Source organism: Comamonas sp. CMM03 (genome assembly GCF_019218715.1).
Lineage (GTDB): Bacteria > Pseudomonadota > Gammaproteobacteria > Burkholderiales > Burkholderiaceae_C > Comamonas > Comamonas terrigena.
The window spans coordinates 74,778-99,080 of the sequence record NZ_JAHUXB010000005.1 but is presented as its reverse complement, the minus strand read 5'-3'; the positions used below and the strand labels follow the sequence as shown (position 1 = coordinate 99,080).

The 24,303-nt window shown below is 67.1% G+C and carries 22 protein-coding genes; 13 read left to right on the top strand and 9 right to left on the bottom strand.

All coding sequences use genetic code 11. The annotated features are described in order from the left end of the window. Positions 1-97 precede the first annotated feature (97 nt). Both KW830_RS17240 and KW830_RS17235 read left to right on the top strand, forming a co-directional pair. On the top strand, positions 98-1,531 hold the full coding sequence (locus KW830_RS17240) for an aldehyde dehydrogenase family protein (protein ID WP_218334046.1): 1,434 nt from the start codon (positions 98-100) through the stop codon (positions 1,529-1,531). A 174-nt stretch (positions 1,532-1,705) separates the two neighbouring features. Further along, positions 1,706-2,260, top strand: a complete 555-nt coding sequence (locus tag KW830_RS17235; RefSeq protein WP_066535684.1) for a DUF2889 domain-containing protein — start codon at positions 1,706-1,708, stop codon at positions 2,258-2,260. Positions 2,261-2,367: 107 nt separating this feature from the next. Here the strand turns inward: KW830_RS17235 and KW830_RS17230 are convergent, their stop codons facing one another. After that, the gene (locus KW830_RS17230) at positions 2,368-2,619 is read right to left on the bottom strand and encodes a VF530 family DNA-binding protein (RefSeq protein ID WP_066536230.1); all 252 of its coding nucleotides are present in this window, start codon (positions 2,617-2,619) and stop codon (positions 2,368-2,370) included. Positions 2,620-2,842: 223 nt separating this feature from the next. Here KW830_RS17230 and KW830_RS17225 point away from each other — a divergent pair, with 223 nt between their 5' ends. Beyond that, positions 2,843-3,853: a tripartite tricarboxylate transporter substrate binding protein gene (locus KW830_RS17225; RefSeq protein ID WP_218333852.1), complete on the top strand. Its 1,011-nt coding sequence runs from the start codon at positions 2,843-2,845 to the stop codon at positions 3,851-3,853. 81 nt (positions 3,854-3,934) lie between these two features. Here the strand turns inward: KW830_RS17225 and KW830_RS17220 are convergent, their stop codons facing one another. Both KW830_RS17220 and KW830_RS17215 read right to left on the bottom strand, forming a co-directional pair. Next, complete coding sequence (locus KW830_RS17220; protein ID WP_218333851.1) at positions 3,935-5,017, bottom strand: MBL fold metallo-hydrolase; 1,083 nt, start codon at positions 5,015-5,017, stop codon at positions 3,935-3,937. A gap of 234 nt (positions 5,018-5,251) precedes the next feature. Beyond that, on the bottom strand, positions 5,252-6,142 hold the full coding sequence (locus KW830_RS17215; RefSeq protein WP_218333850.1) for a LysR family transcriptional regulator: 891 nt from the start codon (positions 6,140-6,142) through the stop codon (positions 5,252-5,254). 112 nt (positions 6,143-6,254) lie between these two features. On the opposite strand from KW830_RS17215, the gene KW830_RS17210 reads away from it, so the two are divergent. Beyond that, a complete protein-coding gene (locus KW830_RS17210) occupies positions 6,255-7,763 on the top strand; it encodes an MFS transporter (protein ID WP_218333849.1) in 1,509 nt (502 codons plus the stop codon). Between the two features lie 64 nt (positions 7,764-7,827). Here the strand turns inward: KW830_RS17210 and KW830_RS17205 are convergent, their stop codons facing one another. Beyond that, positions 7,828-8,196, bottom strand: a complete 369-nt coding sequence (locus tag KW830_RS17205) for an STAS/SEC14 domain-containing protein (protein ID WP_066535723.1) — start codon at positions 8,194-8,196, stop codon at positions 7,828-7,830. Positions 8,197-8,368: 172 nt separating this feature from the next. Between KW830_RS17205 and KW830_RS17200 the strand changes: the two genes are divergently transcribed. Both KW830_RS17200 and KW830_RS17195 read left to right on the top strand, forming a co-directional pair. Beyond that, entirely contained in the window at positions 8,369-8,692 is a 324-nt protein-coding gene (locus tag KW830_RS17200; RefSeq protein WP_218333848.1) for a tetratricopeptide repeat protein, read from the top strand. 186 nt (positions 8,693-8,878) lie between these two features. Continuing rightward, entirely contained in the window at positions 8,879-10,123 is a 1,245-nt protein-coding gene (locus KW830_RS17195; RefSeq protein ID WP_218333847.1) for a multidrug effflux MFS transporter, read from the top strand. 68 nt (positions 10,124-10,191) lie between these two features. Here KW830_RS17195 and KW830_RS17190 read toward each other — a convergent pair whose 3' ends face one another. Next, a complete protein-coding gene (locus tag KW830_RS17190) occupies positions 10,192-11,166 on the bottom strand; it encodes a LysR family transcriptional regulator (RefSeq protein WP_218333846.1) in 975 nt (324 codons plus the stop codon). Between the two features lie 91 nt (positions 11,167-11,257). On the opposite strand from KW830_RS17190, the gene KW830_RS17185 reads away from it, so the two are divergent. From KW830_RS17185 to KW830_RS17175, 3 genes are read left to right on the top strand one after another with little or no spacing between them, the layout of a single operon-like run. Continuing rightward, positions 11,258-12,103, top strand: coding sequence for an ureidoglycolate lyase (locus KW830_RS17185; protein ID WP_218333845.1), 846 nt, complete (start codon positions 11,258-11,260; stop codon positions 12,101-12,103). Between the two features lie 10 nt (positions 12,104-12,113). After that, complete coding sequence (locus KW830_RS17180) at positions 12,114-12,866, top strand: SDR family NAD(P)-dependent oxidoreductase (protein ID WP_066536235.1); 753 nt, start codon at positions 12,114-12,116, stop codon at positions 12,864-12,866. A 59-nt stretch (positions 12,867-12,925) separates the two neighbouring features. Continuing rightward, complete coding sequence (locus tag KW830_RS17175; RefSeq protein WP_066535739.1) at positions 12,926-14,251, top strand: MFS transporter; 1,326 nt, start codon at positions 12,926-12,928, stop codon at positions 14,249-14,251. 120 nt (positions 14,252-14,371) lie between these two features. Here the strand turns inward: KW830_RS17175 and KW830_RS17170 are convergent, their stop codons facing one another. From KW830_RS17170 to KW830_RS17155, 4 genes are all read right to left on the bottom strand, one after another. Next, positions 14,372-16,000 carry a DHA2 family efflux MFS transporter permease subunit gene (locus KW830_RS17170; protein ID WP_218333844.1) on the bottom strand — a complete coding sequence of 543 codons (1,629 nt, stop codon included), beginning with the start codon at positions 15,998-16,000 and terminating at the stop codon, positions 14,372-14,374. 34 nt (positions 16,001-16,034) lie between these two features. Next, positions 16,035-17,318: an efflux RND transporter periplasmic adaptor subunit gene (locus KW830_RS17165; protein ID WP_218333843.1), complete on the bottom strand. Its 1,284-nt coding sequence runs from the start codon at positions 17,316-17,318 to the stop codon at positions 16,035-16,037. 122 nt (positions 17,319-17,440) lie between these two features. Beyond that, a complete protein-coding gene (locus KW830_RS17160; RefSeq protein WP_218333842.1) occupies positions 17,441-18,919 on the bottom strand; it encodes an efflux transporter outer membrane subunit in 1,479 nt (492 codons plus the stop codon). Positions 18,920-18,971: 52 nt separating this feature from the next. Beyond that, positions 18,972-19,592, bottom strand: a complete 621-nt coding sequence (locus KW830_RS17155; RefSeq protein WP_218333841.1) for a MarR family winged helix-turn-helix transcriptional regulator — start codon at positions 19,590-19,592, stop codon at positions 18,972-18,974. Positions 19,593-19,980: 388 nt separating this feature from the next. On the opposite strand from KW830_RS17155, the gene KW830_RS17150 reads away from it, so the two are divergent. From KW830_RS17150 to glp, 4 genes are all read left to right on the top strand, one after another. Continuing rightward, positions 19,981-20,751, top strand: a complete 771-nt coding sequence (locus tag KW830_RS17150) for an SDR family oxidoreductase (RefSeq protein WP_066535754.1) — start codon at positions 19,981-19,983, stop codon at positions 20,749-20,751. Between the two features lie 191 nt (positions 20,752-20,942). Continuing rightward, positions 20,943-22,082, top strand: coding sequence for a GTP 3',8-cyclase MoaA (gene moaA, locus KW830_RS17145; RefSeq protein ID WP_218333840.1), 1,140 nt, complete (start codon positions 20,943-20,945; stop codon positions 22,080-22,082). A gap of 203 nt (positions 22,083-22,285) precedes the next feature. Continuing rightward, positions 22,286-22,978: a molybdenum cofactor guanylyltransferase MobA gene (mobA, locus tag KW830_RS17140; protein ID WP_218333839.1), complete on the top strand. Its 693-nt coding sequence runs from the start codon at positions 22,286-22,288 to the stop codon at positions 22,976-22,978. Next, positions 22,978-24,288 (top strand): gephyrin-like molybdotransferase Glp, encoded by a 1,311-nt coding sequence (glp, locus tag KW830_RS17135; RefSeq protein WP_218333838.1) that lies wholly within the window; start codon positions 22,978-22,980, stop codon positions 24,286-24,288. The genes mobA and glp overlap by 1 nt, the downstream gene beginning before the upstream one ends. Positions 24,289-24,303: the final 15 nt, after the last annotated feature.

Here is a 24,303-nt window from a genome sequence, read left to right as displayed (position 1 = left end):
ACCTGATTGCGCAGCCGGACCACCATCTTTGCGGCAGCGCAACTCGATGATGGCTGTGCGACTGGTGCCGCCCACGCAGATCGCCACAATGGCCGGCATGCTCTACCACTACATCGCCAACGCCTCCGTCCCGTCCACCTCCGGCCGCACGATCGCGGTGATTGATCCGTCGGACGGCCAGCCATTTGAAGACATCCAGCGCGGCAACGCCGAAGACATTGCCACGGCAGTCTCTGCGGCGCGCCAGTGCTACGAGACCGTGTGGCGCAAGACGCCGGCCGTCGAGCGCGGACGCCTGCTGGCCCGCCTGTCCGCCCTGGTGCTGGAGCACGGCATGGAGCTGTCGGCACTGGAGCAGCGCGACTGCGGCAAGCCCACCAAGCAGGCCCAGGCCGACACCCTGGCGCTGGCGCGCTACTTCGAGTTCTATGCCGGGGCCTGCGACAAGCTGCACGGCGACACCATTCCCTACCAGGACGGCTACAGCGTGCTGACCTGGCGCGAGCCCCATGGCGTGACCGGCCATGTCGTGCCCTGGAACTATCCGATGCAGATCTTCGGCCGCTGCGTGGGCGCGGCGCTGGCAGCAGGCAACACCTGCGTGGTCAAACCGGCGGAAGACGCCTGCCTTTCGGTGCTGCGTGTGGCCCAGCTGGCAGCCGAGGCCGGCTTTCCGCCCGGCTGCATCAACATCGTCACCGGCTACGGCCACGAGGCAGGCGATGCGCTGGCCCGCCACCCGGATGTGAACCACCTCAGCTTCACCGGCAGTCCCCATGTGGGCACGCTGATCCAGCAGGCTGCGGCCGAGCGCCATGTGCCCGTCACGCTGGAGCTGGGGGGCAAGAGCCCGCAGATCGTGTTTGAAGACGCCGACCTGGACGCCGCCATCCCCACGCTCATCAACGCCATCGTGCAGAACGCTGGCCAGACCTGCTCGGCCGGATCGCGCCTGCTGGTGCAGCGCAGCATCTACGAACCGTTGCTCGAACGGCTGGGCGAAGCCTTTGCTGCACTGCGCGTGGGCCCGGCCGCCATGGACCTGGATGTGGGCCCGCTGATCCGCCAAAGCCAGCAGCAGCGCGTGTGGGACTTTCTGTCGGACGCGCAGGTGGCCGGCATTCCGGTCGTGGCCCAGGGCCAGATCGTGGAAGAAGCACCCGAATCTGGCTTCTACCAGGCTCCGACGCTGCTGCGCGATGTGCCACCCAACCACCGCCTGGCGCAGGAAGAGGTGTTTGGCCCGGTGCTGGCCGCCATGCCGTTTGACGATGAAGCCGACGCCATCCGCCTGGCCAATGGCACGGATTTCGGTCTGGTGGCCGGTGTGTGGACGCGTGACGGCGCGCGCCAGTTCCGCATGGCGCGGGCACTGCGCTGCGGCCAGGTCTTCGTCAACAACTACGGCGCGGGCGGCGGCGTGGAGCTGCCGTTTGGCGGCGTCAAATCCAGCGGCCACGGCCGCGAAAAAGGGTTTGAAGCGCTGTACGGCTTCACGGTGCTGAAAACCGTGGCCATCCGCCATGGCTGACCGCCGCGGCGCTGCAGCACACTGAGCCGCACCGGACAGCGCGGCGCCGGCTTTTTCGCTAGGATGCAGATCAAATCAGGCTGTTGCGCGCCATCCGTGCGCAGCAGCCGCCATCACGCTATCAAATTCATAAGACACGGCCTATGCAGCTGCGTTTTGACATCCACGCCCCACATGCCTTTGTCCGCACCCACGGTGGCCCGCACGCCCCAGCATATCCGCCGCATCCACTTCAACAGCTTTGTCCGTGAGGACGGGCTGTGGGACATCGAAGGCGAGCTGCTGGACACCAAGGCTGTCGATGTGCCCCGCGTCAACAGCCCCGGCATACGCAAGGCAGGCGACCCCATCCACCACATGTGGATCCGCGTCACCGTCAACACCCAGCTGGTGGTGCAGTCCATCGAAGCCGTGATGGATGCCCACCCCCTGGGTGGCTGCCCCGCCGCGCTGGAGGCCATGCAGAAGATGGTGGGCAGTTGCATGGCACGCGGCTGGCGCAAGTCGATCGAGACGCACCTGGGCACCATCGCCGGCTGCACCCACATGCGCGAGCTGCTGCAAAGCATGGCCACCGCCACCTTCCAGAGCATTGTCGGCGCCTTCACCACCGCCCCGGACACCCCGCCGCGCTATCTGGGCCAGTGCAAAGGCTGGGACTTTGACGGCCCCGGCGTGGCCGAGCACTTTCCACAGTTTGTGCATTTCCAGGCCAAGCCCAAGGCATGAACCTGAAGCGGTTGTGCGCCGCAGCGCAGACGGTCTTCACCCCCAGGCTTGCGAGGCCACAACGCTGCCGGTGCAGCAGCGGCCACCGCACCGCAGAAGCGAAGGTGTCAGCGCTCCCCGTACCGCCGCTGCTCGCGCAACATGAACAGGTACAGCCCCTCCACCTTCTCCCGCGCCCAGGGCGTCTTGCGCAGAAAGCGCAGGCTGGACGTGATGCTGGGATCGACATTGAAGCAGCGCAGCTGGATGCGGTCGCCCAGGCCGGGCCAACCGTAGTAGTCCACCAGCTCGGTCACGATGCGCTCCAGCGTGATGCCGTGCAAGGGGTTGCGGGGTTGCTGCGCAGAGGGGGTCGTCATGGGCCGATTGTCGCGTACCGGCCGCCAGCCGGCCACGCCAGGGCCTTTGCGCACCGCATCCTGCAATGCGGGCAAATGCCTAGCACGCAGCGGCCCCTTGGGACCGCCCCACACCCTTGCCCCCACCAGGGCCGGCAGGCCGCAGGCGCGGCAGCAGCTTTTGTACACTGCAGCCCATTTTTGGAACGGGCCGCTGCCCCACCTGCGGCCACCGCACTGCACCATGCTCTCTCGTTTTGCACAGACCCGCCGGGCCCTGGGCGCTGTCCTGGCGCTGGGAACTCTGGGCACGCTGCCGCTTGCTGCGGCCCATGCGGCCCCGCCCACCCCTGCCTTCCCTGGCAAACCGGTGCGCATCATCACCCCCTTCCCCGTGGGGGGCGGCCCGGACGGTGTGGCCCGCCTGCTGGCTGATGGCCTGGCGCGCCGCTGGGGCCAGCCGGTGGTGGTGGAGAACCGCCCCGGCGGCAACGGCTTCATTGCCATTGATGCCTTCAAGCGCGCTCCACAGGACGGCAGCACGCTGATCGTGCTGGACGGCCTGCACCTGTCTGCCTACCCCAGCCTGTTCAAAAAACTGCCCTACGACCCGCAGCGCGACTTCATGCCGCTGATGGCGTTGTTCAAGACCTATTTTTTCATCACGGTTCCGCAGAACAGCCCCTACCCCTCGGTGGGCGCGCTGGTGGCCGATGCCCTGGCCCGTCCGGGCCAGCTGAACTACGGCTCCTGGTCGGTGGGCAACCCGGTGCACCTGGGGGTCGAACTGCTGGCCGCCCGCACCGGCGCCCGCATGCAGCATGTGGTGTTCAAGGAAACCTCGCAGCTCTATACCTCGGTGTCCACCGGCGATCTGCACTTCTCGCTGGGCAGCGCCGCCACTGCCGGCCCGCTGCAGCGCGCGGGCAAGCTGCGCTTTCTGGCGATTGCGGCGCCGCAGCGCTCACCCGATTTTCCGGATGTGCCCACTGTGGGGGAATCCGGTGGCCCGCAAGGGCTGGAAGTCTCGGGCTGGAACGCCCTGGTGGCCCCGGTCGGCCTGCCGCCCGCCGTGGCGGAGCAGATCCGCCAGGATGCCCAGGCCGCACTGGACACCCCCGAGGCGCGCGCCAAGTTCCAGAGCTTTGGCTACACGCCCTTTCCCGCCACCCGCAAACAGCTGGAACAGTTCATTGCCGCCGAGCACCAGCGCTTTGCCGAGGTGATCCGCCAGAGCCGTATCAGCCTGGACTGAGCGCCCGTTCCGGGGGGCCCGACCCACCGCCCATCGCCCTGCACTCCACCCGCACAGGTCTGCGCCAGCAAGGCCACCGTGTCACGCGGTACGGGGCTCCCCCTCTTCCACCGGCACCAGCGCCCGCCACCAGCGCTCGCCGGCATGGGGGACGGCCAGATCCAGCCGCTCGCCCATCAGCGGCGTGGCCACGGCAATGGCCTGGGCTTCGGCCAGGTCCACCACACGCTCGAACGGGTCCCACCAGGCGTGCATGGCCAGGTTGAAGGTGCCGTTGTGGATGGGCAGCAGCCATTTGCCGCCCAGGTCCTGGTGGGCCTGCACGGTTTGCGCCGGGTGCATGTGCACATAGGGCCAGTGTTCGTTGTAGGCGCCGGTCTCCATCAGCGTCACATCGAAGGGGCCAAACTGCCGGCCTATCTGCCTGAAACCGTCAAAGTAGCCGCCATCGCCGCTGAAGAAGATGCGCAGCGGCTGCGTGCTTTCCAGGTCTTCGATCACCCAGGAGGCCCACAGCGTGTGGTTGCCGTCGCGCAGGCTGCGACCCGAAAAATGCTGGGCTGGCGTGGCCGTGAAGCGCAGCCCATCCACCTGCGTGCCCTGCCACCAGTCGTACTGCTGCACCTTGGCGGCCGGCACGCCCCAGGCCACCAGCCGGTCCCCCACGCCCAAGGTGCAAATGAACAGATCGGTTTTGGCCGCCAGAATCCGCACCGTGGCGCGGTCCAGGTGGTCGTAATGGTCGTGCGACAACAGCACGCCGCGCAACGGTGGCAACTCCGCCAATGCAATGGGTGGTGCATGAAAGCGCTTAGGCCCGAAGAAGGCCAGCGGTGAGGCACGTTCGGCAAACACCGGGTCGGTGATCCACCAGCCCCCACGCAGCTTCATCAACAAGGTGGAGTGGCCGATGCGGTAGAGGCTGCGCTCGGGCGCCACCTCCAGCTGGGCGCGCGTGATCGGCTGCACCGGCAGCGGTGCCACCGGCTCCGAGTTGCGCGGCTTGTTGAAAAAGAAATCCCACATCACCTTGGCGCCAGGCTGCGGCCCCTGGGCAGGACGGGGGTGGATGTTGCGAAAGCGCCCGCCCGCAAACTGGGGCGATTGCGGGTAGGCCACAACCGGGCTGCGAAAGAAACGGGCCAAGGGATTGGAAAGTGGCATGGCGCGAAAGAGGTCAGAAGTCCACAGGCTGCCACAGATGGGGGCAGCGCTGGCGGCCACAAGACCGAAGTGCTGCGGGTGAACGCCATGGCACAGCCATTCCTGCAGAAAAATGAGCAAACCGTGCTGCCTGCACAGGGTTCTGCCGTGATTTCTGCACGAAGGTTTTCAGAGAAAAAACGTGCAGCACCAGAGCACAAAGGCCCTCTCGGCGGCACGGCGCGCTTTCCGCACTCAGGGCGCCAGACACTGGTCCTCCGGCATCAGCACCTCGGCCATGCGCTGCTGGATCCACTGTGCGGTGGCATCCAGCACCGCGCCTTGCAGCGTGAGCATGCGCACGGCCAGCGGCGGCAGCAGCAGCTCGGGGCAATGCAGCACGGTCAGGCGCGAGAGCCCCTCACCGTACTCGATGATGTTGCGCGGCAGGATGGCCCAGCCCAGGCCATCGGCCACCATGTCGGCCAGCACATAAAAGCTGTCCGAGCGCCACACGCGGGGGCTGAGCACCAGCTCCTCCACGCCTTCGATGCACATCACCAACTGACGCTGCGCAGCCAGGGCCTGGCGGCTGACGCGGGACTGCCGGGCCAGCGGATGGTCGTGCGCCACACACACCATCTGCGGCACGCTGGCCACGGAGCGCTGGGCAAACTGTCCGCCGACCACCCCCCGGTCAAACTGAAAGCCCAGCTGGGCACGCTGGCTTTGCACGGCCAGCGCCACTTCGGCAGCCGTGCAGTTGAGCACCGTCAGCTCCAGCGCCGGATAGTGCTGGGCCAGTTCACGCAGCAACCGGGCGATCGGCGGGTACGGCAGCGCTTCGTCCAGCGCCATGCACAAGGTGGCGGTCTGGCCTGCGGCCAGTGCACGGGCCCGCAACTCCAGTGCCTGGGCCTGGTGCAACAGCGCGCGGGCTTCCAGCAGCATCACGCTGCCGGCCGGGGTGAGCTGCACGCTGCGGCCGGCACGGCTGAACAGGGCCACGTCCAGATCGGCCTCCAGCAAGCCCATGGCCATGCTCACGGCCGACTGCGCCCGGCCCAGGCGGCGGGCGGCCTGCGTCATCGAGCCGCTTTCGGCCACGGCAACAAACTGGTTCAGGCGTTCAAGTGTCCATTCCATACATCAATTTTATTGATTGAATAAAACTTTTATAAATCAATAAATTGATGAATCATGCGGTCTTTGCGCACCCGCAGAGCTGGAGCGCTGGCTGATACGCATTGGTTTTGTCATGGTTCTGTCTGCTTCCACTCCCCTCCACACCGCTCCCGCCGCGCGCCACCGCTGGCTGGTGCTGGGCATTGTGTCCGTGGCCCTGCTGCTGATCGTCATCGACATGACGGTGCTCTACACCGCCCTGCCCAGGCTGACACACGATCTGGCGGCCAGTGCCTCGGCCAAGCTGTGGATCATCAACATCTACGCGCTTGTCGTCTCGGGCCTGCTGCTGGGCATGGGCACGCTGGGCGACAAGCTCGGTCACAAGACACTGCTGCTGTCAGGGCTGGTGGTGTTTGGCGCGGCCTCGCTGCTGGCGGCGTTTGCACCCGATACCGGCGTGCTGATTGCGGCGCGTGCGCTGCTGGGCGTGGGCGCCGCCATGATGATGCCGGCCACGCTGTCGGTGATCCGACTGAGCTTTGGCGATGACAAGGAACGCGCCCTGGCCATCGGCATCTGGGCCTCGGTGGCGTCGGGCGGCGCGGCCTTCGGTCCGGTGGTGGGCGGCGCACTGCTGGAACATTTCTGGTGGGGTGCGGTGTTCCTGATCAACGTGCCCATTGTGCTGGTCACGCTGCCGCTGGCCTGGCGCTATATCGCCCCCTCGCACGGCGACCGCCAGCGCCCCTGGGACGGCATCGCCAGCCTGCAGGTGATGGTGGGTCTGGTGGCCTGCACCTACGCCATCAAGGAAGCGGGCAAGGCCACGCCGGACTGGGCCATGGCGCTGCTGACCCTGGTGCTGGGCACGGCGTTTCTGGCCATCTTTGTGCGCCGCCAGCGCCGCAGCGCCCACCCGCTGCTGGACCTGGAACTGTTCCGCAACCCCACGTTCAGCATGGCGGTGGTGGCTGCACTGACCTCGTCAGCTGCGCTGCTGGGCATGCAGCTGGTGTTCAGCCAGCGGCTGCAACTGGTGGCGGGCTATTCCCCCCTGGAAGCCGGCTGGGCCACGCTGCCCCTGCCAGTGGCGGCGTTTGTGGCCTGCCCCATTGCCGGGCGGCTGTTACACCGCTGGGGCAGCCCGCTGCTGCTGGCGCGTGCGCTGCTGGTGGCCGGCCTGGGCATGGCGGCCTATTGGTGGGTGCACCTGGCCGCCACGCCATGGCAGGTGCTGAGCCTGGCGGTGCTGGGCTTTGGCGTGGGCGCCACCATGACGGCGGCATCGGCCACCATCCTGATGAGTGCCGCGCCCGAGCGCGCGGGCATGGCCGCCTCGGTGGAAGAAGTGTCGTACGAGCTGGGGGGCGCCCTGGGCGTGACGCTGATGGGCAGCATGCTCTCAGCAGTCTATGCCCACAGTCTGGCACTGCCTGCGGCGGCCGGAGCCTTGCCCGCCAGTGTGCGCGACAGCCTGGACGAAGCACTGCTGGCCGCCGAAGGCCTGCCCGCTGCCGTTGCGCAGCCGCTGGTGCACGCCGCCCACACGGCCTTTGACCAGGGCTTTACCGCGGTGCTGCTCAGCGCCTCGGCACTGCTGGTGGCCGCCGCCGCACTGGTGCGCTGGCGCATGCGCTGAACCGGCTTGTGCATGGCTACGCGGCTGCTTCTTTCATGGCCGCTGCACTACCCTGCTACGGCCCTCATGACGCCGCTTGCAGCCACTGCATCGCCAGCCGTTCATCGGCCAGCGGAAAACGCCGCACCTCGGCCGAAGTGAAATGCTCGGCCAGAAACTCGCCCAGGCCCGCCACCGCACTGTCGGTCACCAGGGCTATGCGTTCCACCCGCTTGTGGTGCGCGTGCACAAAGTGCATGTGAGCGCTGAACCCGGCCCAGTTCTCCCAGCCGGGAAACTCGGCCGCCCGCACCAGCACCCCATTCAGCCGGGCGTGGCCCATCAGATAGGCATCCACCTCGGTCCGCAGCCGCTCAAAGTCCTGCTCGGTCAGCGGGCCGCTGGGGTGCAGGCGCAAAATACCTTCGGGCTTCATCAAGGTGAACGTGAGCATGGCAGCGCTCCTGGAGTCACAGACCTTCACTGTACGGCGGACTGGCCGCGCCTGCAGTGCCTGCACTGCCATCGATGGTTTAGGACACCGATGGCAGCCCCTACACCGCGTGCGTTTGCTGCACCGCAGGCAAGATGGTGTCCAGCGCATGCATTGCGCGAGGGACTGGACCATGAACCCCATGACACAACGCCTGCAGGCACTGCTGGATGCCGGCAAGGAAACCGCGCTGCTGCGCTACACCCTGGGCAAGGCCGCGCTGGACGATGCGCAGCCCGCCGCTGCCCTGGAACACCTGCTGCGCGCCACCGCACTGGACCCGCACTATTCCGTAGCCTGGAAGCTGCTGGGCAAAGCCCAGCTCGCACTGGACAACCCCTCCGCCGCGCGCCAGGCCTGGGAGCACGGCCTGGCCTGCGCCCAGGACAAGGGTGATGCCCAGGTGGTGAAAGAGCTGGGGGTGTTCCTGAAACGGCTGGACAAACAGCAGGGTTGAGTGTGGTGCAAAGCGCCTGCAAGCGCATCGCCATCAACATCGGCAGCGGCATGTGCATGCCATCCGGCCCCTTCGTGCCACCCGCTGCGCCATCTGCGCGCTCCCAGCAGACGCAGCCAGCCACCCAAGGGCATCCAGTGCCCTTTCCGCACAGCAACCTCGCCCATCCGCGACAATCCCGCCCCTATGTCTGATTTGCCCGTTTCGAACCCTGCTTCCTCATCTGCCCCTGCTTCCGCCCTGCGCCTGGTCTTGATCCTCGGCCTGCTCTCGGCCATCGGGCCGTTTGCCATCGATATGTACCTGCCGGCGCTGCCGCAGATCGGCGCCAGCCTGAACGCGCCGGTATCGGCCGTGCAGGCCAGCCTGACGGCCTTCTTTTTGGCACTGGGCGTAGGCCAGCCACTGTTTGGCTCGCTGGCCGATCTGTGGGGCCGCAAAAAACCGCTGTACCTGGGCCTGGCCATCTTTGTGCTGGCCAGCATCGGCTGCGCGCTGGCGCAGGACATTCAGACCCTGGTGGTGCTGCGCTTCATCCAGGGTCTGGGCGCGGCAGCCGGCATGGCGATTCCCCGCGCCGTGGTGCGGGACCTGCACACCGGCCACGAGGCGGCCCGCATGATGTCGCTGCTGATGCTGGTATTCAGCGTCTCGCCCATCCTGGCACCGCTGGCCGGCAGTGCGGTGATTGGGCTGGGCGGCTGGCGCTGGGTGTTCTGGGCGGTCACTGCGGCCGCGGTACTGGGCATGCTGGCCATGGTGCGCGGCCTGCCCGAAACCCGTGGCCCAGCGGCACGCGGCGACAGCCAGCTGGCCGACACGTTCCGCGCCTATGCGCTGCTGCTGCGTGACACGCACTACCTGGGTCTGGTCTTCATCGGGGCCTGCGCCATGGCGGGCTTTTTCGTCTACCTGGCCGGCTCGCCCTTTGTGCTGATCAACCACTACGGTCTCTCCACCACGCAGTACAGCATGGCGTTTGCACTGAATGCCGTGGCCTTCATCGGTGCCGCACAGTTCACCGGCGCGCTGGGCCAGCGCTTCGGCCTGGCCACCGTGGTCAAGCTGGCCGCCAGCGCCAGCGGTGTGGTCATGGTTGCACTGCTGACCTATTACCTGCTGGGCGGCGACCAGTTGGGGGTACTGATGGCGCTGTACTTCATTGCCAGCGCCTTCATGGGTCTGGTGATTCCCACCACCTCCGTGCTGGCCCTGGAAGAGCATGGCGCCATTGCCGGCGCCGCGTCGGCCCTGCTGGGCACGCTGCAGATGCTCATGGGCGCCATCGCCATGCAACTGGTGGGCCTGTTCTCCACCGGCAAGCCCCTGCCCATGGTGGTGGGCATGGCCACCGGCGCGCTGTGCGGCGTGGCGCTGACCTGGATCACGCTGGGGACTGCACGCGGCCGCCAGACAGCCCAGGCACAGTGAGCCCGGCAGCACCACGCCAGCGTGGTGCTGCGATCACGGGCCGGTGTCCCCCAGGCTCCAGGCAGTCTTCAGGCCGACAGGGCCTGCCTGCGGATACAGGCCTTCAGCGCGGTCAGTGCCGCGGACTCCGGCGCCCCGACCCGGGTCACCAGGCCGTAAGGCTCCGCATTGGCATGCACCTTCAGGTCCAGCCGTGCCAGCGTCTGCCGGGCCTCGAAAAACTGCAGGGTCTCCAGCGACATCAGGGCCACCATGTCGGGGCTTTTGTTCAGCAACAGCGCCGTGGCGAATGTCGATGAGGTCTCCACCGGCCTGAACGCCAGCACCACCCCATTGCTGGCCGCCTCGCGCTCCAGCAGGGTGCGCAGCGGCATGTGGCCGGGAAACAGAATCCATGGGTACTGCGCCACCTGTTCCCAGCTGACATCCGGAGTGCGGCTGAGCGCATGCATGGGCGAGACCGCCACTGCCACCTCTTCCTCGCGCAGCCATTCGAAATGGAAGATATCGGTGCGCCGGGCCACCGATGTCCGGCACAGCGCCAGGTCCAGCACCCCGCTTTGCAGACCTTCCAGCAGGTCGGCACTGGTGCCCTCCTGCAGCTCGACCGTCACGTCTGGGTGCAGCCGGTGAAAGGCAATCAGGGCATTGGCCAGCACGGCCGCCAATGCGCCCGCAATCGTGCCCACGGCAATGCGCACACCGGAAGTGCGGGACATGCCCAGCAGCTCCTTGTGCATGTGCGCCAGGCTGGACAGCATCAGGCGCGCATACCGGATGGCACAGCGCCCCATATCGGTCGGCACCAGGCCCTGCGGGGTGCGGGCAAACAAGGTGACGCCGATCGCTTCTTCTATTTCGCGCAGGGCCTTGCTCACGCCCGGCTGCGACATGTGCAGCAGCACGGCGGCCTGGTGCACCGAGCCCATGTCTTCGATGGCGATGAGCAGCTTGAGCTGTTTGAACTTGAGCCGGCCGCCCATGGCATGCAGGCTGGCCAGTTGCTGCGCCACATCCTGCTCGGGTTTCTCCGGAGATTCCATTTTGTTCTACCTGGACCTGTGTTCCGCATGCGCGCGCCTGCTGGCGACTCCTAGACTGCGCAGCGTCGAATGAATTACTTGGAGACGTTGTATGAAGTTGTTGCGTTATGGCCCAGCCGGTGCGGAGAAGCCAGGAGTTTTGGACCCGGAAGGTCGCATCCGGGACATCTCCAGCCTGACGGCGGACATTGACGGGAAATTCCTGGCCAGCGCCGCCGTGGCCCAGCTGGCGGCCATGGACCTCACCACCCTGCCGCTGGTGGTCGGCCAGCCACGCCTTGGTGCCTGTGTGGGTCAGATCGGCAAGTTCATCTGCATCGGCCTGAACTATGCCGACCATGCTGCCGAATCGAACATGCCCATCCCCCAGGAGCCCGTGGTCTTCAACAAATGGACCTCGGCCGTTGTCGGCCCCAATGACGACGTCAAGATTCCGCGCGGCTCGGTCAAGACCGACTGGGAAGTGGAGCTGGGCATCGTCATCGGCAAAACCGCGTCCTACATCGACGCCAGCCAGGCCATGGAACACGTGGCGGGCTACTGCGTGGTCAACGATGTGTCGGAACGCGAATACCAGATCGAGCGCGGAGGCACCTGGGACAAGGGCAAGGGTTGCGACACCTTCGGCCCCACCGGGCCCTGGCTGGTCACCCGGGACGAGGTGCCGGATCCGCACCAGCTGCGGCTGTGGCTGGAAGTCGATGGCCACCGCTACCAGGACGGCAGCACCGCTACGATGATTTTCAAGGTGCCCGAAATCATTGCCTACCTCAGCCGCTTCATGACGCTGCACCCCGGCGATGTCATCTCCACCGGCACCCCGCCCGGCGTCGGCATGGGCATCAAGCCAGCACCGGTGTACCTGCGCGCAGGCCAGACCATGCGCCTGGGCATCGACGGCCTGGGTGAACAGCAACAGCGCGTGATTGCCGCGTAAGGAGATGAACATGAACCAGTACGACTTCGCAGGCAAGGTGGCAGTGGTCACCGGCGGCGCCCAAGGGATTGGCCTGTCCGTGGTGGAGCGGCTTCTCGACGGCGGTGCGGCTGTGGCCATCTGGGACCGCGACCCCCACGCCCTGCAGGCAGCACAGCAGAAGCTGCAGGCCCAAGGCACCGTGCACACCGTCGTCACCGACATCACGAACATGGCCAGCGTGGAGCAGGCCAGCGCCGACACCACGGCCGCCCTGGGACCGGTGTCCATCCTGGTGAACAGTGCCGGCATTGCGGGCGCCAACGCCCCCACGGTCGACTACCCGGATACGGAATGGGACCAGGTGATCAAGGTGAACCTGCATGGCACGTTCAACGTCAACAAGGTGCTGCTCAAGGGCATGGTGAGCCAGGGCTATGGCCGGGTGGTGAACGTGGCATCCATTGCCGGCAAGGAAGGCAACCCGAATGCCTGTGCCTACAGTGCCTCCAAGGCCGGCGTCATCGCGCTGACCAAGAGCATCGGCAAGGAAACCGCAGGCCAGAACATCTCGGTCAACGCCATCACGCCGGCAGCGGCCCGAACCAAGATCTTCGACCAGATGTCGCAGCAGCACATCGACTACATGCTCTCCAAGATTCCCCGGGGCCGCTTCGTCCAGGTCGACGAGATTGCATCGCTGGTGGGCTGGCTGGTGAGCGCGGAAAACTCGTTCACCACGGGCGCGGTCTTCGATCTCTCCGGCGGCCGGGCGACCTACTGAGCGCACTGACAACGCCGCAGCATAGCGGCGTGTTCCATCAATAAAAAAGGAGACAAGCTATGAGCACAACACTGCACGTAGAAAGTGGGTTGAGCACCGGGGAAGTTTCACGCGAGAAGGAGATCTACGGCAAGGTCTTCTGGCGCTTCATCCCCCTGCTCGTGATTTGCTGGGTCATGGCCTACCTGGACCGTGTGAACATCAGCTTTGCCAAGCTGCAGATGCAAAGCGAGCTGGGCTTTTCGGATGCGGTCTATGGCCTGGGCGCCAGCATCTTCTTCATCGGCTACTTCCTGTTCGAAGTGCCCAGCAACATGATCCTGCACCGGGTAGGTGCCCGCATCTGGATCATGCGCATCATGGTGACCTGGGGCATTGCCTCGGCCTGCACCATGTTCGTCACCAGCGAGATGGGGTTCTACTTCATCCGCTTTCTGGTCGGCGCCCTGGAAGCGGGGTTTGTGCCAGGCGCCCTGTACTATTTCACCAAGTGGTTTCCCGCTCAGCGCCGCGGCCGCATCAACACCATCTTCATGTCCGGCATCGCCTTCTGCGGCATCATCGGCGGCCCCATTTCGGGCGGCATCATGAAGTTCACGGATGGCGCCCTGGGCCTGCATGGCTGGCAGTGGCTGTTCCTGCTGGAAGGCCTGCCTTCCATCGTGCTGGGCATCATCGTCTGGTTCCACCTGGACGATGAAATCGAGCATGCCAAGTGGCTCAACGCCAGCGACCGGCAGTTCTGGAGCAGCATGGTCAGCCGCGACGCCAAGAAGGCAGACACCCACCACTTCGGCGCGGCCCTGCGCGAACCCGCAACCTACATCCTGTCGATCATCTATCTGTGCCTGGCCGGCGGCATCTATGGCCTGGTGTTCTGGATGCCGCAGCTCATCAAAACCGCGGGCACACAGGACACGTTTGCCATCGGCCTGATCTCGGCCATTCCCTACCTGGTGGCCGGCGTGACCATGATCCTGCTGGGCAAGAACTCGGACCGCACCGGCGAACGCCGCTGGCACCTGGCATTGACAGCCTTGCTCGGTGGCGTGGGTTATTTCATCTGCGGCACCTACAGCGAACACACGGTGGCGCTGCTGTTCGGGCTGACGCTGGCGGCCACGGGGGTGATCTCCGCCATCGGTCTGTTCTGGGTCTTTCCCCAGCGTTTTCTGACCGGCATGGCCGCCGCCGCCGGGATTGCCCTGATCAACTCCATCGGCCAGCTGGGCGGACTGATCAGCCCCTATATGGTGGGCAAGGTAAAGGACGTCACCGGCAGCGCATCCATGGGCCTGTACGCCCTGGCTGCAGCGCTGGTGGTGAGCTTCGTCATCATTGCCTGGGGTCTGCCCCAGCGTTTCTACGAGCGCACCCGCAGCTGACATTCCGCCCCACAAAAAAGCCCGCCGTATCTCCGGCGGGCTTTTTTTCATGGGGAATCTGCAACGGCAGTGGCAACGGCGGTGACAGGCCACTGCCGGCAGACGCCGGCCATCCCCCGCTCAGTGCGCCCCTCCGGCATCGGCGGCACCGGCATGGCCTACCGGACGCTTGGTCAGCCAGATCAGCACGATCAGCACCAGGAACAGCATGGACGACGCCCAGAAGATGTCGTTGGCCGCCAGCGTGAACGCCTGCTGGTCGATCAGCCGGTTGATCTGGGCCAGGGCCTGCTCCTGTGTCATGCCGGCAGCCTGCAGCTGGTTCAGCGTGATCGCGAAGGTCCCCTGGCCCTGTACAAGCGTTTCCGTCAGGTGGGCATGGTGCATGGTGGCGCGGCTGTCCCACAGCGTGGTGGCGATCGACGTGCCCATGGCGCCCGCAGTGATGCGCACAAAGTTGGACAGGCCGGCCGCCGCCGGGATGCGGTCCGGCGTCAGCCCGCTGAGCGTGATGGTGGTCAGCGGGATGAAGAAGAAGGCCATGGCCACACCCTGGATCAGGGTGGGAATCAGGATGTGGAAGAAGTCCGTCTCGATGGTGAAGTGCGAACGCATCCACAGCACCGTGGCAAACACCACGAACGCACCCGTGGCCATCCAGCGCGGATCCCAGCTGCCCACTTTCTTGCCCACCAGCGGGGTCAGCACAATGGCCAGAATGCCCACCGGGGCCAGCGCCATGCCGGCGGTCGTGCTGGTGTAGCCCAGCCACTGCTGCAGCCACAGCGGCAGCAGCACCACATTGCCGAAGAACACTCCGTAGGCAATCGACAGCGCCAACGAGCCAGCGGCAAAGTTGCGCCGCATGAACAGACGCAGCTCCACCACCGGGTGGGCGTCGGTCAGTTCCCAGACCACGAACACCACAAAGCTGACCAGCGCCACCACGGCCATGGTGATGATCTCGCCCGATGCGAACCAGTCCAGCTCCTTGCCCTTGTCCAGCATCAGCTGCAGCGCACCGACCCACAGCACCAGCAGGGACAGGCCCACGGTATCGATGGGCAGCTTGCGCGTGGCCGTCTCGCGGCTGCGGTAGATGTTCCAGGTCAGCAGTGCCGACAGCAGGCCCACCGGCACATTGATGTAGAAGATCCACGGCCAGGAAATGTTGTCGGTGATCCAGCCGCCCAGCAGCGGCCCCACCACCGGCGCCACCAGCGTGGTCATGCCCCACAGCGCCAGCGCCGTGCCGGCCCGCGAAGGCGGGTAGCTGGACAGCAGCAGCGTCTGCGACAGCGGAATCATGGGTCCGGCCACCAGGCCCTGCAGCACGCGGAACAGCACCAGCGTTTCCAGCGATCCGGCAAAACCGCACAGCCAGGACGTCAGCACGAACAGCAGCACGCTCATGGTGAACAGCCGCACCGCGCCAAAGCGCTGGGTGAGCCAGCCGGTCAGCGGCACGCTGATGGCGTTGGCCACACCGAAGCTGGTGATCACCCAGGTGCCCTGGCTCGGGCTGACGCCCACATCGCCCGAGATGGCCGGAATGGCCACGTTGGCGATGGACGAGTCGAGCACGTTCATGAACGTGGCCAGCGACAGGGCCACCGTGCCCAGCACCAGTTGCGCGCCCTTGAGCGGCGCCGGCCGCGCAGGCATGGCCGGCGGGCTGGGTGGCGCGGGCGGAGGAGAAGGCAGCGCCCCCGGGCTATCGCCGGGTGCTGCCGTAGAGGAAGAGGTCATACGCGGATCCGCTCCAGTTCAGGTACCGGGCGGCTTACTGCGCAGCCTTGTCTGCCGCCGGGGCCGCGGCGGACACGGCCACCGGAGCGGGCAATTGCTGCAGTGCAGGCACGCTTTGTCCGGCGATGATGCGGGCGATGCGCTCCTCCGTCTGCGGCAAGGCGGCGTCATACACCGCCGTCTGTGCCACCGGCTCGGCGCGCGGGGTCGAGGCCAGGGCCGTGCCATCACGGTCCCGCACATCCACCTTGGCCTCCATCGACAGGCCCACCCGCAGCGGATGGGAGGCCAGGTCTTCGGGGCTCAGGCTGATGCGCACCGGCACGCGCTGCACCACCTTGATCCAGTTACCCGAGGCGTTCTGCGCCGGCAGCAGCGAGAAGGCAGCACCCGTGCCGGCGCCCAGGCCCACCACGGTGCCGTGGTAGACGGTCTTGTCGCCATAGACATCGGCCGTCAGCTCGGTCTTCTGGCCAATGCGCAGCTCGGCCAGCTGGCTTTCCTTGAAGTTGGCATCCACCCACAGCTGGTGCAGGCCCACCACCGTCATCAGCGGTGCGCCAGCGGCCACGCGCTGGCCCAGTTGCACGCCGCGCTTGGCGACATAGCCTTCCACCGGTGCCACCAGGCGGGTGCGCTGCAACGCCAGCGCGGCTTCGCGCACCTTGGCTGCGGCGGCCAGCACGCTGGGGTGGGCCTCGGCCGTGCTGCCCTGGGTCTGGGCTTCGGCGGCCACCAGCTGTGCCTTGGCGGCGCGCACGGCGGCTTCGGCTGCCACCACGGCATTGCTGGCGGTCTTGAACACGCTCTGGGCATGGTCAAACTCTTCCTTGCCGACGGCGCCCGTGGCCGTCAGTGGCCGGCGACGCTCCACGTCGTCCCTGGCACGGCCCAGATCGGCCTGCAGGCGCAGCAGATCGGCTTCGCGCTGGGCCACCTGGGCTGCCAGCGGGGCATTGTTGGCATACAGCGTGCGCACCTGGCGCACGGTCTGGGCCAGCTGCGATTCGGCCTGGGCCAGGGCCACCAGGGCGTCGGCGGTGTCGAGCTGCACCAGCACCTGGCCGGGCTTGACGTAATCGGTGTCGTCCGCGCCAATGCTGATCACGGTCCCGCCCACCTGGGGCGTGATCTGCACCACATTGCCCGCCACATAGGCGTTGTCGGTGGTCTGGTAGTTGCGGGCCACCATCCAGTGCCAGCCGCCCCATGCCACGGCGGCCACGGCCACGGCGGCCGCCACGATGGTCAGGCCTTTGCGGCGGCCCTGGGGATTGGCAGCGGGCGCTGCGGCGGGAGTGTTCTTGCTATCGGTCATGATGTTCGGCGCTTTGTTATGTCGGTAAGTGGTTTTGCGCCCCGGGCCGTCTGCACAGCAGCGTGCCCGGGAAAAATCGGTGAAAGTGGATGGCGCGCGTGGCGCGCCGGTTCATCCCGGGATCATTTCTGGCTCAGTTGCACGCGGGCGGTGTCGTCCTGCCAGCCACCGCCCAGCGCCTGCATCAGCGCAATGCGGGTGTCCAGTTCACGGGCACGCAGGTCCACGGCCAGGCGGCGCTGGGCAATCACCTGGTTTTCGGTGTTCAGCACCACCACCTGACCGGTCAGACCGGCCTGGTAGCGCTGCACGGCAAAGTCATAGGCGCGTTCGGCCTTGGCCAGCGATTCGGCCTGCAACTGCTGCTGGCGCTCCAGCGATTGCATGGACGCCACGGCATCGCCTGCGCCCTTGACCGCATCCAGCACCACGCCGTTGTACTGGGCGATGGCGCTGTCCAGATCGGCCTGCTTGCCGCGCAGCTGGGCGCGCAGGCGCTTGCCATCGAAAATCGGCAACCGCAGCGCGGGCGTCACGCCCAGCTGGCGCGAACTGCCCTGGAACACCTGGTCCAGCCCGACGGCCGACAGGCCCACAAACGCCGTCAGGTTCACATCCGGATAGAACTCGGCCTTGGCGCTGTCAATGCCGCGCGTGGCGGCTTCCACGCGCCAGCGGGCCGCCACCACATCCGGGCGGCGGCCCAGCAGATCGGCCCCCAGCACCGTGGGTACCGCCTGCAGCTGCAGGGCTGCCAGCTGCGGCGCCAGGGCCTGCTGGGCATCGGGCGCCTGGCCGCACAGCACGGCAATGGTGCGGCGTGCCAGCGTGATCTGCTCATCCAGCATCTCCACCTGGGTGCGGGCATCGGGCAGGCCCGCCTGGGCCTGGGTCAGTTCCACCTGGCTGTCCAGACCGGCGCGGGTGCGCTGCTGGCTCAGGTCCAGCAAGGCCTGGCGTTGCACCAGCGTCCGCTGGGCCACATCGCGCTGGGCCAGCAAGCGGGCCAGCCCCACATAGCTGCGTGCGACCTGGCCTGCCAGCTGGGTGGCGGCGGCCGCACGGTCGGCCTGGGCCGCACGGGCCTGGCCCAGGGCGGCATCCAGCTCGGCGCGGTGCTTGCCAAAGAAATCCGGATTCCAGCCCAGGCCCAGCTGCACGTTGCCGCTGTTGTAGGTGTGGCCGGCAATGGGCGCCGGGATCATGCCGTTGGCGCTGTAGTGCTGGCGGGTCGCATCGGTAGTGAAGCTGCCGCGCACATCGGTGGCGCTGCTGGTGGCCGTGGCCAGCGCCAGGGCCTTGTCCAGGCGGGTCTGGCTCGCGGCCAAGCTGGGGTTGTCCTGCAGGGCCAAGGCCACCAGCTGGTTGAGCTGAGCATCGCCCAGCGCACCCCACCACTGAGCAGCGGGCAAGGCGGCCTCGGTGGTGGCGTCCGCAGCGGAGCGGGCCTGCAGCCCCAGCGCGTCGGGAGCCAGCGTGGTCAGCGGGGTGTGGGCCGGCCCCTGGGAAGCGCAACCGGCCAGGACCAGGGCGGCGGCGCCCAGCGACAGCCCGGCAGCCAGGCGGTGCAGCGGGGGCGCTGCAAAACGGTGTGAAGACATGGTGGATGGATCCAAGGTCAAACAAGGCTGCAAGGGCTGCAGCCGAAAAGCGTCAGGATTCGGGCGTCGCCTCTGCGCCCGCAGGCGGTGGGGACGGAGGGCGTGCTGCCGGGGATGGCGAGGACGACGCAGAAGGCGCGGCGGGAGCGGCGGCCCCTCCCCGCAGTGCATCGCCGTTGAGCAGCATGCGCTGCAGCATGGACACCAGCTGGCGGCATTCCGCATCACTGAAACCCGCCAGATGGGCGTTGAGCACATCGCACAGCACCTCGGGCACCTGGGTGGCCACGGCGCGGCCCTGTTCGGTCAGCACCAGTTCCACACGGCGGCGGTCGGTGGTGGAGCGCTCGCGCCGCAACAGGCCTTTGGCCTCGATGCGGTCCAGTGCACGGGTGACGGAGGCCGGGTCCATGCCCAGATCACGCGCCAGGCAGGTGCTGCGGGTGTCGCTGTTGAGCAGCAGCTTGTACAGCGGCAGCCACTGCACATAGGTCAGGTCATGCTCGGCCAGCTGCGCATCGGCCTGCTGCAGGATGGAACTGAGCACGCGGCGCATCAGAAAACCGGCGCTCTCCCAAGGCTGGTAGCTGCCGGGCCGGTAGAAGGCGGCCGGGGGCTGCACGGCACCAGGTTCCGGGCCGTGCGCCTGGGGGTCGTCAGGGGAAAGTGACATGGTCGAAATTTAATTGACTAAGCAATAATTGGCTGTGCAATGTATTCCAAATTGCAGAACACCGCCTGTCACCCATGCAGCCGCAGGGGGCATGGCGACCTGGCAAACGCCTGGAACGCTCCCGAAATCAGAGCTATGGATCTAGGCTGGCATGGCATCACCGTGATATCAGGTGCCCCGTCAACAGACCTCCAGAGCCGCGCGGCACAGACCCTGCTGTCACCATGCCGCGACAGCACCTCGCCATTGGCAGCTGCGGCGCACCAGGTGCAACAGCCTTGCCCGTGTTTTCCCTGGCCTGTCGCGCGTGCTGCCACCGGACACGCACCGCGCTTTCCATAATGGGTGGCACACCCTTCCCCCACCCCAGCTTCAGGAGACACCCCGTATGCGCGCAGCAGGCAAATCCACCATCGTCACCGGCGCCGGCAATGGCATTGGGGAAGGCATTGCCCGGCGCCTGGCCGCCGAAGGCGCATGCGTGGTCGTCAACGACATTGATGCAACCAAGGGCGAAGCCGTGGCCGCCAGCATCCGTGCCAGCGGAGGACAGGCGCAGTTCGTACAGGCCGACATGACGCGCCATGCCGATGTTCAGGCCCTGACCGCACGCACGCTGGAGCTGTTCGGCCGGCTGGATGTGTGGATCAACAACGCCGGCTGGACCCACCGCAACCGCCCGATGCTGGAAGTCAGCGAGGAAGAGTTCGACCGGGTGTATGCCGTCAACATGAAAAGCATCTACCTTTCGGCCATCCACGGCGTGCCCGCCATGCGTGCAAACCCACAGGGCAGCAGCGGCTGCTTCATCAACATTGCGTCCACCGCCGGGATCCGCCCGCGCCCGGGACTGACCTGGTACAACGGCTCCAAGGGGGCTGTCATCACCACCAGCAAGTCGATGGCGGCCGAACTGGGACCGGATGGCATCCGTGTGAACTGCATCAACCCGGTCTTCAACCCCGACACCGGCCTGGCCGCCGAGTTTGCCGGAGGCCCGGTCGACGAGTCCCGGCGCGCCCGGTTTCTGGCCACCATTCCGCTGGGCCGCTTTTCCACCGCGCTGGATGTGGCCAATGCCGCGCTGTACCTGGCCAGCGACGAGGCGGCGTTCATCAGCGGCGTCTGCATCGAGGTGGATGGCGCCCGGTGTGTCTGACACCCGGCGATGAAACAGCCCGCGCCCTGGATTTGCGCAGGCAGGCGGTTTTTCCGCTGTTGCGGCGAGGCGGTCCAGGGGTCGCCCGACACGACGCCCTCTTGATGCACATCAAGCACGCACGGCGCGCCCCGCGCTCCATGCCCCAACACCCACAAGGCATACCCCCTTAGAGGCACAATCGCACCCCTATGTCCGACCGAGTGATTCCTGTGCTGGACCAGCGCGCCGCGCCGCTGCAGCCCCGCATCCCCACCGCCCTGCCCACCGCCACCGGTGTGCTGCAGGACGGGCTCGGCCGTCCCTTGCATGACCTGCGCATCAGCGTGACGGACCGCTGCAACTTCCGCTGCGCCTACTGCATGCCCAAGGAGATCTTCGACAAGGACTACCAGTACTACCTGCCGCATTCGGCCCTGCTGTCCTTTGAGGAAATCACCCGTCTGTCCCAAGTGTTTGTGCAGCACGGTGTGCGCAAGCTGCGCCTGACCGGGGGCGAGCCGCTGCTGCGCAAGCATGTGGAAAACCTGATCGCCCAACTGGCCCGGTTGCGCACACCCGACGGCCAGCCCCTGGACCTGACATTGACCACCAACGGCTCCTTGCTGCGCCGCAAGGCCCAGGTGCTGAAAGACGCCGGCCTGCAGCGTGTGACCGTGAGCCTGGACGGACTAGACGACGCGGTCTTTCGCCGCATGAACGATGTGGACTTCCCCGTGGCCGACGTGCTGGACGGCATTGCGGCCGCACAGCAGGCCGGGCTGCAGCACATCAAGGTGAACATGGTGGTCAAGCGCGGCACCAATGAAGACCAGATCCTGCCCATGGCGCGGCACTTCCGCGGCACGGGCGTGACGCTGCGCTTCATCGAATACATGGATGTGGGCGCCACCAACGGCTGGTGCATGGACGAAGTTCTGCCCTCGGCCGACGTCATCGCACTGCTGCAGCGCGAGCTGCCCCTGGTGCCGCTGGAGGCGACCGCCCCCGGCGAAACCGCCCAGCGCTGGGGCTATGCCGGCGCCGATGGCAGCCACGATCCGGCCTTGGGCGAAGTGGGCGTGATCAGCAGCGTGACCCAGGCCTTCTGCCACGAATGCAGCCGTGCCCGCCTGTCTACCGAAGGCCAGCTCTACACCTGCCTGTTTGCCAACCAGGGCTGGGACCTGCGCACCCTGCTGCGCAACGGCAGCAGCGATGCACAGCTGTCCGCCGCCGTGACCGACATCTGGCAAGGCCGCACGGACCGCTATTCCGAGTTGCGCAGCCAGCTGCCGCCTTCGGAAGCTGCGCCGCGCAGGCGGATTGAAATGAGCTACATCGGGGGGTGACACCTGGGGCCCTGCATGCATCCCCCGAACATGGGATGACTGCAGTCTGCAGGCTTGCCCGCGCATGCGCTCTCGGGCAGGCTGCACACCGGTTGCCAGGGGCCTGGCCGCCAGAAGCGCTGCGGCCAGCCCGCTACACTGGGCGCCCAATCCGCCACGCCTGCGCGCTGCTGGCGAACAGGCAGCTATATTTTTTGAAGAACATGATTGCTACTTCCGACATCACCGGCATGGTGCTGGCCGGCGGCCGTGGCAGCCGCATGGGCGGCCTGGACAAGGGCTTGCAGCCGTTTGCCGGCCAAGCGCTGGCCCGGCACGCACTGCAGCGCCTGGCGCCCCAGGTCGGTCCGCTGCTGGTCAACGCCAACCGCCACCTCGATACCTACCGTACCTGGGGCGTGGAGGTGGTGGCCGACACCGAGGCCGACTACCCCGGCCCCCTGGCCGGCTTTCTGGCGGGCTTGCTGCATTGCCGCACCCCCTGGTTGCTGGCCGTGCCTTGCGACACGCCCCGCTTCCCGGCCGACCTGGCCGCGCGCCTGGTGGCCGCGGCCGAAGCCGCACAGGCCCCGCTGGCCGTGGTGCACGCGCCGGATACCGAGCCGGCAGCACCCCATGCGGACGCCGCCAGTGCTGCGGCAGCTGTCCATACCCCCCCGCTGCGTGCCCAGCCCGCTTTCTGCCTGATACACACCAGCCTGCTGGGCAGCCTGCAGCAGTTCGTCAGCGCAGGCGGTCGCAAGATCGACCGCTGGACCGCGCTGCACCCACTGGCCGTGGCCTGCTTCGACCAGCCCGGCGACGACCCGCTGGCCTTTGCCAACGCCAACTCCCTGCAGGAGCTGCATGCCCTGGAAGGGCTGCACGCCGCCGCACCGAAGATGGAGAACCGCTGATGTCCCCCTCCTGGATGACCCAACTCTTGACCCGGATTGGCGCGGATGCCGGCGCCATGCAGGTGAACCAGGTCCACACCCTGCTGCGCGCCCTGGCCGAGCCCGTGGCAGAGACCGAGTCGCTGCCGCTGCAACAGGCGCTGGGCCGCGTGCTGGCAGCCGATGTCCTGTCCCCCGTCGACGTGCCGCCGCACGACAACGCCGCCATGGACGGCTATGCCTTTGCCGGCCAGTGGCTGGCCACGGCCGAACCGCTGGCGCTGCCCGTTGCGGGGACCGTGCTGGCCGGTCAGCCCTGGACGGGCGATGTTCCCGCTGGCAATGCACTGCGCATCATGACGGGTGCCATGCTCCCGCCGGGACTGGACACCGTTGTGCCGTTTGAGCTGTGCCAGTTGGAAGACCCGGCAGATGCGGCAGTACCGACGGTGCGCTTTGCCAGCGCCGGACTGCGCCCCGGCGCCAACCGCCGCCAGCGCGGCGAGGAACTGGCCACAGGCGCCACCGCCCTGCCTGCCGGCACCCGCCTGGGTCCTGCCGAGCTGGGCCTGGCCGCCGGCCTGGGCCTGGCCCAGCTGACCGTGCGCCGCCGCCTGCGCGTGGCCCTGTTTTCCACCGGCGATGAGCTGCTGCAACCGGGCGAAGCGGCCCGCACCGGCGCCATCTACGACAGCAACCGCTTTGCACTGGCCGCGGCACTGCAGCAACTGGGCTGCACCGTGCACGACTTGGGCGCTGTGCGCGACGAGCCTGCCGCACTGCGCGCGGCGCTGCAGCACGCCGCACAGGATGCCGATGTCATCCTGACCAGCGGCGGCGTCAGCAGCGGCGACGCCGACCATACCCAGACCCTGCTGGCCGAGCTGGGCGATGTGGCTTTCCTGCGCATCGCCATGCGCCCCGGCCGCCCACTGGCCGTCGGCCGCATGCACCGGGCAGACGGTCGCCCTGGCGCGTTGCTGCTGGGCCTGCCCGGCAACCCGGTTGCCACCCTCCTCAGCTTTGCGCTGCTGGCTCGCCCCGCGCTGCTGCAGGCCATGGGCATGGATGCCGAGCGTGCCACGCCAGCGTTGGTGCAGGTTCCGCTGGCTGTGCCGCTGCGCAAGCGTGCCGGCCGCACCGAATTCGTCCGTGCCACCCTGCACACCAATGCCCAGGGCCAAGTCGAGGCCCGCCCCACCGGCAACCAGAGCTCAGCCATGCTCAGCAGCCTGGTGCAGGCCGACGCCCTGCTGCTGCTGGACCACCACCAGGGCGATCTGGCGGCAGCAACCCTGGTCAACGCGCTGCCACTGCACGGCCTGCTATAAAAGCTGCATTCTTTT